Genomic DNA, 3,414 nt, shown 5'->3' with positions numbered 1-3,414 from the left:
GAAGATGAAGCGCGTAGAGCACTGGCCAACGGGGCCGCCCAGTTTGTGGTGAACATTCCTGTCGATTTTTCGCGCAGGGTTGCACGCGGCGAACGCCCGCAAGTATTGATTGAAGCCGATGCCACTGACCCTTCAGCAACATCCGCAGCCATCGGGGCGCTCTCAGGCCTGGCGGCAAAGGCCATTGACGAAGATCTGCGGGGGCCTCTGGCCGAGCTGAAACAGGGCAGTGCACCTTATGAACTGTTGGTTCATCGCCGGTACAATGAAGAAAATGAATCCGCCTTCAGCGTAGTGCCGGGCATACTTGGAGTGGTTCTTTCCTCCACTATGATCATGATGACCTCCATAGCCATGACCCGTGAACGAGAGCGGGGTACGCTGGAGAGCCTGCTTGTGGCCCCTATCCGCCCCCTGGAAATGATGCTGGGCAAGATATCGCCCTACCTGCTGATAGGCTTCGGTCAGATTCTTGTCATCATGACGGCGGCCAAGGTGCTCTTTCATGTGCCCATGCTTGGCTCAATGCTGCTGCTTTTTATGGTATGTGTGGTGTTTATTTGCGCTAACCTGGCCCTGGGATTTATCTTTTCGTCCATTGCCAAAAACCAGATGCAGGCCAACCAGGCTTCGTCCGGATTTTTGTTGCCGTCCATCATTCTGTCAGGTTTCATGTTTCCGTACCGGGGTATGCCGGAATGGGCGCAATGGCTTGGCGAAATACTGCCCGTGACGCATTTCTTGCGCATAGTGCGCGGCATTCTTCTCAAAGGAAACACGCTGGGAGACGTATGGGGTGATTTCTGGGCGCTTGTTCTTATTCTCGGCGTTGTTTGCGTTCTCTCAATACGCTGCTATCGGCGCACGTTGGATTAACTTGCAGGTACATTCATGCTTGATGTTCTTTCCAAAAAACCCCTTTCCGTATGGTTGCTGATTACGAGCCTGTATACGTCACAATTTCTTGGATTAAGTTTTTTTTCTGTGGCCTTGGTTGCCATTTTGCGTGAGCAGGGGGCATCGCTGGAGCAGGTCAGTTCGGTATACATTCTGGGTATGATCGGGGCCTGCAAATTCTTGTGGGCGCCTTTGGTGGACAGGGTCCGGTTTACGCCCAAAATCGGCCACTTCCGTGGATGGCTGCTGCTGATGCAGTCCCTGATGGTTGTTGTTTTGTGCTTTCTTGCCAATCTGGATGTCACTACCGCCTTTGGCTCCATTTACCTGCTTTGCATCGTCATGGCTGTTTGCGGGGCCACGCAGGACATAGCAACTGATGGCCTCGTCTGCTCTCTGTTGACGGAAGATGAGCGGGGCATAGGCAACGGCATACAGACTGCGGGCGGCATGTTCGGTTTTATGGTGGGAGCTGGGCTTGTCCTTATGGTCTACCCCAGTCTTGGCTGGCAGAAAGCAGTGATGCTGCTGGCAGTGGGAACTGCCATTTCGCTGGTGCAGTTAGTGTTCTTTGTTGAACCTGAATTTAAAATTCAAAGTCGAAAGGGTTGGCAGGCGGCCACGCGCCTTGTCACGTTTTGGCAGCAGCCGGGTACCCTTGGCTGGCTGGCCATGCTTTTGTTTTTTCCTGTGGGTATTACCGTTGCCTACAGCCTTTTAACGCCGCTTCTTGTGGACAATCTGTGGCCGCTGGAGCGTATCGGTCTCATCGTGAATGTTTTTGGCCCTGCAATGGGCATTGTTTCCAGCCTGTTTGCGGGGTGGATGATTTCGCGTCTCGGGCGCGGCAAGACCATGAATTACTGTATTGTCATGCAGTTTATGAGTGTTGTTGCCGTGCTGTTCATCGTGCAGGGGCATGTTTCAACCATGGCGGTAGTTTTTGCGGTTGTCATACATTTTCTGGGCTACGTTCCTTCCGTCACCATGCTGAGCACATTGATGATGGACCGTGCATCCAGGGAAAGTCCTGCCACAGACTATACGGTGCAGTTCAGCGTGTACCAGTTTTTTGCCATGGGTACGGGGGGCCTCGGCATGGTCATGGCCGGACGCCTGGGCTATGCCAGCACAATTCTAGGAGCTATCGGCTGCGCCTTTTTGGCAGGTTTTGTTGCAAAACTCTATATATCAAAGAGGGGTAGGTGTCGGTAGCCGCAGTATCAATGCGTTCAGACGCTTATTGGCCTTTAACCCGATAATGGTCAATTACGCGCCGCCAGGTGATTGATTCTTAACCAGCCTGTGCAGTTCAACCCTGGGTTGATTGGCTGCACGGCGCTTCGAGTGGCAAAGAGGTACGGATATGCTTTATGCGCGTGACTTGGGGTGGCCACAGGATATTATTAACAACTACCGTGCGGAAGGCTATTGGCGCGACGAAACGTTCAATACCCTTCTACAGGACGTTGCCGGGCATAATGCAGACTGCATGGCAGTTATCGACGGCGACGTTCGCCTTACCTATGCCGGACTGAAGGAAATGGCTGACAAGGTTGCGGGCGGATTTGCCGCTCTTGGCCTCAAGGCCGGGGACCACGTTGTGGTGCAGCTTCCCAACTGCTGGCAATTTTTAGTTGTATTTTTCGGCCTGTCACGGCTGGGAATAGCTCCGGTTTTGGCCCTGCCTGCGCACAGGCTGTCAGAAATTTCCTCTTTCACAGAATCCGCTGAGGCAAAAGCCTATATTTGCGCCGCCATGTCGGCCGGCTTTGATTACCGGCAGATGGCGCGTGAGCTGCAAGAAAGGCACCCTGGCCTGAAGCACGTAATCGTGAGTGGGGAACCGGAAGAATTCACTTCCCTTGAAGGCCTGCTGACGTCATCTGTTAATCTTCCTCAAGATCCTGTTTCGTCAGATTCACTGCTCTGTTTTCTTCTTTCTGGCGGCACAACCAGCGTTCCCAAGCTGATTGCCCGCGTTCACTGCGAATATTTGTGTGTTACCCGTTACAGTGCCGCCGCCAACGGTTTTGATGAAAACACTGTCTACCTGGCCGCACTGCCAGTGGCGCACAACTCCCCGCTCGGCGCTCCCGGCGAGCCGGGAGCGCTTCAATGCGGCGGTACCGTGGTCATCGCCGAAACGCCTGAACCGGACATGTGCTTTGATCTTATTGACAGCAACCTGGTTACGCATACCGCCCTTGTGCCGCCCGCAGCCATACTCTGGTGCGATATGGCTGAACTGCTGGAGCGCCAGAATACCTTTCCAAGTCTGATCAATATCCAGGCTGGCGGTTCGCGGGTTGGTGAAGATCTTGCCCAACGCACCACAGAAATTTTTGGCTGCCGCTTTCAAAATGTCTTTGGCATGTCTGAAGGGCTGATCAGTATGACACGTATGGATATGGATGAAGAAAAAGTCCGCAACACGCAGGGAATTCCCGTCTGCCCGGCTGATGAATTTCGTATTGTTGACCCTGCGGGACGTGAAGTGCCGGATGGAGCCGTGGG

The 3,414-nt window shown here is 53.7% G+C and carries 3 protein-coding genes; all 3 read left to right on the top strand.

What is annotated here, in order from left to right:
* The coding region (locus QZ377_RS08595) for an ABC transporter permease (protein ID WP_291440750.1) at positions 1-876 on the top strand (876 nt) is incomplete at its 5' end.
* A 15-nt stretch (positions 877-891) separates the two neighbouring features.
* Positions 892-2,112, top strand: a complete 1,221-nt coding sequence (locus tag QZ377_RS08590; RefSeq protein WP_291440749.1) for an MFS transporter — start codon at positions 892-894, stop codon at positions 2,110-2,112.
* A 151-nt stretch (positions 2,113-2,263) separates the two neighbouring features.
* On the top strand, positions 2,264-3,414 hold a 1,151-nt coding region (locus tag QZ377_RS08585; protein WP_291440748.1), incomplete at its 3' end, for an AMP-binding protein.

It is taken from the genome of Desulfovibrio sp. (assembly GCF_019424165.1).
Lineage (GTDB): Bacteria > Desulfobacterota > Desulfovibrionia > Desulfovibrionales > Desulfovibrionaceae > Desulfovibrio.
Note: the sequence above shows the minus strand (reverse complement) of the source record. Positions and strands in the feature narration are given on the sequence as shown.

Bases quoted from the DNA above. Each gene is read 5' to 3' on its own strand.
- QZ377_RS08590 (WP_291440749.1), top strand. From the start codon at position 892: ATGCTTGATGTTCTTTCCAAAAAACCCCTTTCCGTATGGTTGCTGATT.